Origin of the sequence: Corallococcus praedator (assembly GCF_003612125.1) — a bacterium.
Lineage (GTDB): Bacteria > Myxococcota > Myxococcia > Myxococcales > Myxococcaceae > Corallococcus > Corallococcus praedator.
Genome location: NZ_RAWI01000634.1, coordinates 1 through 3,258, shown reverse-complemented (window position 1 = coordinate 3,258; position 3,258 = coordinate 1). Strand labels below are relative to the sequence as shown.

Genomic DNA, 3,258 nt, shown 5'->3' with positions numbered 1-3,258 from the left:
CACCACGGACAGGCCCGTGCGCACCCGGCCCCAGCCCGCGTTGAACCTCTCCAGGAGGACGCTCTCCGCCCCCGGGGCCACCTGCCCCGCGGGGAGGATGTCCGCGCGACGCACCCGCGCCAGCTCCGCCCCGGGCACCGCCTGGTGCGGCGGCGACGAGGCGGACACCAGGGACTCCAGCGCCTCGCAGACCTCCGTGGCGGTGGCGTAGCGGGCCTCGCGGTCCGTCTCCAGCAGGCGCTCCACCACCGGATCCAGGCGCGGATCCAGGCCGCGCACGCGCTGGGACGGCAGCTTGAAGCGGCCCACGGGCAGCTCGCCGGTGAGCGCCTCGTACATCATCACGCCCAGCGAGAAGAGATCCGCCCGGCCATCCACGTTCTTCGCGTCCCGGCGCTGCTCCGGGGCCATGTAGTTGAGCGTGCCCATGGCCACCGACGTGGCGGTGAGCTGCTTCTGGGAGTCCGGCTGCCGGATGCCCGCGAGCCCGAAGTCCGCCACCTTCGCGTTGAGCCGCCCATCCAGCAGGATGTTCTCCGGCTTCAGGTCGCGGTGGATGATGTTCTTCTCGTGCGCCGCCTCCACCGCGCGCGTCACCTGCAGGAGCACCTTCAGCGCCTGCTGGGGCGAAATCGGATCCGCGCCGCTCAGCGCGTGGCGCAGCGACTGGCCCTCCACGTACTCCATGACGAAGTAGTAGTGCTCGCCCGCGACGCCCCGGTCGATGATCTGCACGATGTGGGGGTGGCTCAGGGCCGCCAGCGCTGTCGCCTCCTTGTCGAAGCGCGACACGAACTCCGCGTCCTTCGCCAGCCGGGGCGGCAACACCTTCACCGCCACCGTGCGGCCCAGCGACTGCTGGCGCGCGAGCCACACCTCGCCCATGCCGCCGCGGCCCAGCACCTCCAGCAGCTCCAGGCCCGGAAGCTGGGGCTTCGCGCCCGTCAGCACCGTCTCCGCGTTCTCGATGTGGCGCAAGGCCGTGTCCACCTGGGGCCGGGCCTTTTGGGGAGGACGCACCACCGTGGCCCCGTCCCCATCCACCGAAGCGTCCATCGCCTGGGGGTCCGACGCCGGCAGCGCCACCCCGGACGTGTGCCCGGAGAGGCCCTCCACCGTGGCCGGAACGACGCTTCCGGGCAGCTCGCCCTCACCCGACTTCGCCACGCCATCCGGTCGCAGGACGTTCATCTCGGCTCCCCCCGGGGAATCGGAGACGGCTTCCGCCCGCACGGACGTCGAAGGCGGCCCGGCCAGGGCCGTCGCCTCCGAAGCTCCGCCGTACGGATCCGTCTCACGTCCCAACCTGCTGTCCTCCCTGCCCATCCCAACACCTGGATCGGCGGAAGGTGACATCGACACCGGTGGATTTCCCACCGTGCGCGGCACGAACGTCACCGCGACGCCTGTTTCATCGTCGTTGCGGACAGGCGGCCTGCTGAGCGACGCGTCGGCCGGGCGGATGCTGGACACATCCGCGCGCCGCACCTCGAACCGGATGCCGCAGCGGCAGACGACCTTCTGGCCGCTCACGTACACCCGGGTGTCGTGCACCGTGCCGCAGTTGGGGCACGACTGCGTCGTGGTCATGGCGCGCATGGATCAGCGCACCTTGCGCGAGGTGGAGGTGGTCAGCTCCGCGCCATGCACGCGGAAGGTCTGCACGCCCTTCTCCTTGCCCTTCACCTGGAGCATCGGCAGCTCCTCCACGTCGAAGCCCGGCCCGGACTTGCGCACCGTCGCCTCCGACGCCAGCACCTCGCCACTCTTGGCGATGCCGCACAGCCGCGACGCGGTGTTGACGGTGTCGCCAATGGCGGTGAACTCGTGCCGCTCCGCGCTGCCCATGTAGCCCACGACGGCCTGGCCCGTGTTGACGCCGATGCCCACCTCGATGGGCTTCTTGCCGTCCAGCACGCGCTGCCGGTTCAGCTCCGTGACGGCGTCCTGCATCTCCAGCGCCGCCCTCAACGCGCGGCCCGGATCATCCGGGTGCGACGAGGGCGGACCCCACACCGCCATCACGCAGTCCCCGATGAACTTGTCCAGGTTGCCCTCGTAGCGGAACACCACGTCCGCCATCGCGGTGAAGAAGCTGTTGAGCATCGACACCACCTCCTGCGGCGAATCACTCTCCGCCAGGGTGGTGAAGCCACGGATGTCCGCGAACAGGCAGCTCACCTCCGCGAGCCGGCTCTGGCGCAAGTCCTCCGTGCCGCCGTTGATCACCGCGTCCGCCACCGCCTTGGACAGGAAGCGCGACAGCTCCGCGCGCGTCACCGCCTCGTTGCGGATCTGCTCCGCCAGGGCCGCGTTCTCCAGCGCGATGCCGGCCTGCGCGGCGATGCCGGACAGGATGGTCAGGTCCTTCTCCGAGAAGGCGTTGATCTGCTGCCGGCTGTCCAGGAAGAGCACCGCCTGGATGTCGCCGTTCACCATCAGCGGCACCGCCATGGCGGAGCGGATGCCCTGCGCCACGATGCTCTCCGCCGCGGAGAAGCGCTCGTCGATGATGGCGTCCGCCGTCAGCACCGCCTTGCCCGTCTCCACCACGCGCTTGAGCACGGTGTCCGACAGCATGACGTTCACCATCTTGCCCTGCCGGTGGTGCACCGCGGCCGGGATGAACTCCCCCTCCACGCCCACCTTCAGGATGACGCCGTGGTCGGCCGCCAGCAGCTCGAAGGCCACCTTCAGGATCTGCTCGAACAGGTCCGCCTGGTTGCCCTTCAGGCTCACCTGCCGGTGGAACTCATGGGCGATTCTCAGCTTCTCGTAGTCGCGACGCAGCGCGGCGGTGTCCGTCACCTGGTCGGACGGGCGGAAGTTCTGCGGCACCTGGTCCATCTGGGCCAGGAAGGCCGGCATGGAGACGGCGTTCGCCACCACCGTCACGCCCGGCAGCGTGGGCGGGTTGCCCTGGCCCGGGGCGGCCTCGCCGTTGTGGAAGACGAGCCGCGAGGAGCCCAGGGCGATCTCGTCCCCGTCGCGCAGCCGCATCTCCCCCGTCACCCGGCGCCCGTTGACGAAGGTGCCGTTGGACGAGTTCAGGTCGCGCAGGACGAAGTCCCGGCCCACCTTCTCGATGGTGGCGTGCTCCTTGGACACTTCGCGGTCCACGAGCCTGAGCGTGTTGGACGGATGGCGGCCGAGCGACGTCGTCGGCCCCAGGGGAAACTCCCCCAGCGTCCCGTCCGCGAACCGCCCCGTCAGGTGCGGCCCGCGCGGGTGCGACCCGGACCTGGGCGGGAATGGGGC

The 3,258-nt window shown here is 70.5% G+C and carries 2 protein-coding genes; both read right to left on the bottom strand.

Annotated elements, in window-relative coordinates; genetic code table 11:
* Window positions 1-1,590: serine/threonine-protein kinase (locus tag D7Y13_RS40140; protein WP_147452620.1), on the bottom strand; the 1,590-nt coding region annotated here is incomplete at its 3' end.
* 12 nt (window positions 1,591-1,602) lie between these two features.
* On the bottom strand, window positions 1,603-3,258 hold a 1,656-nt coding region (locus tag D7Y13_RS40135; protein WP_439329257.1), incomplete at its 5' end, for an adenylate/guanylate cyclase domain-containing protein.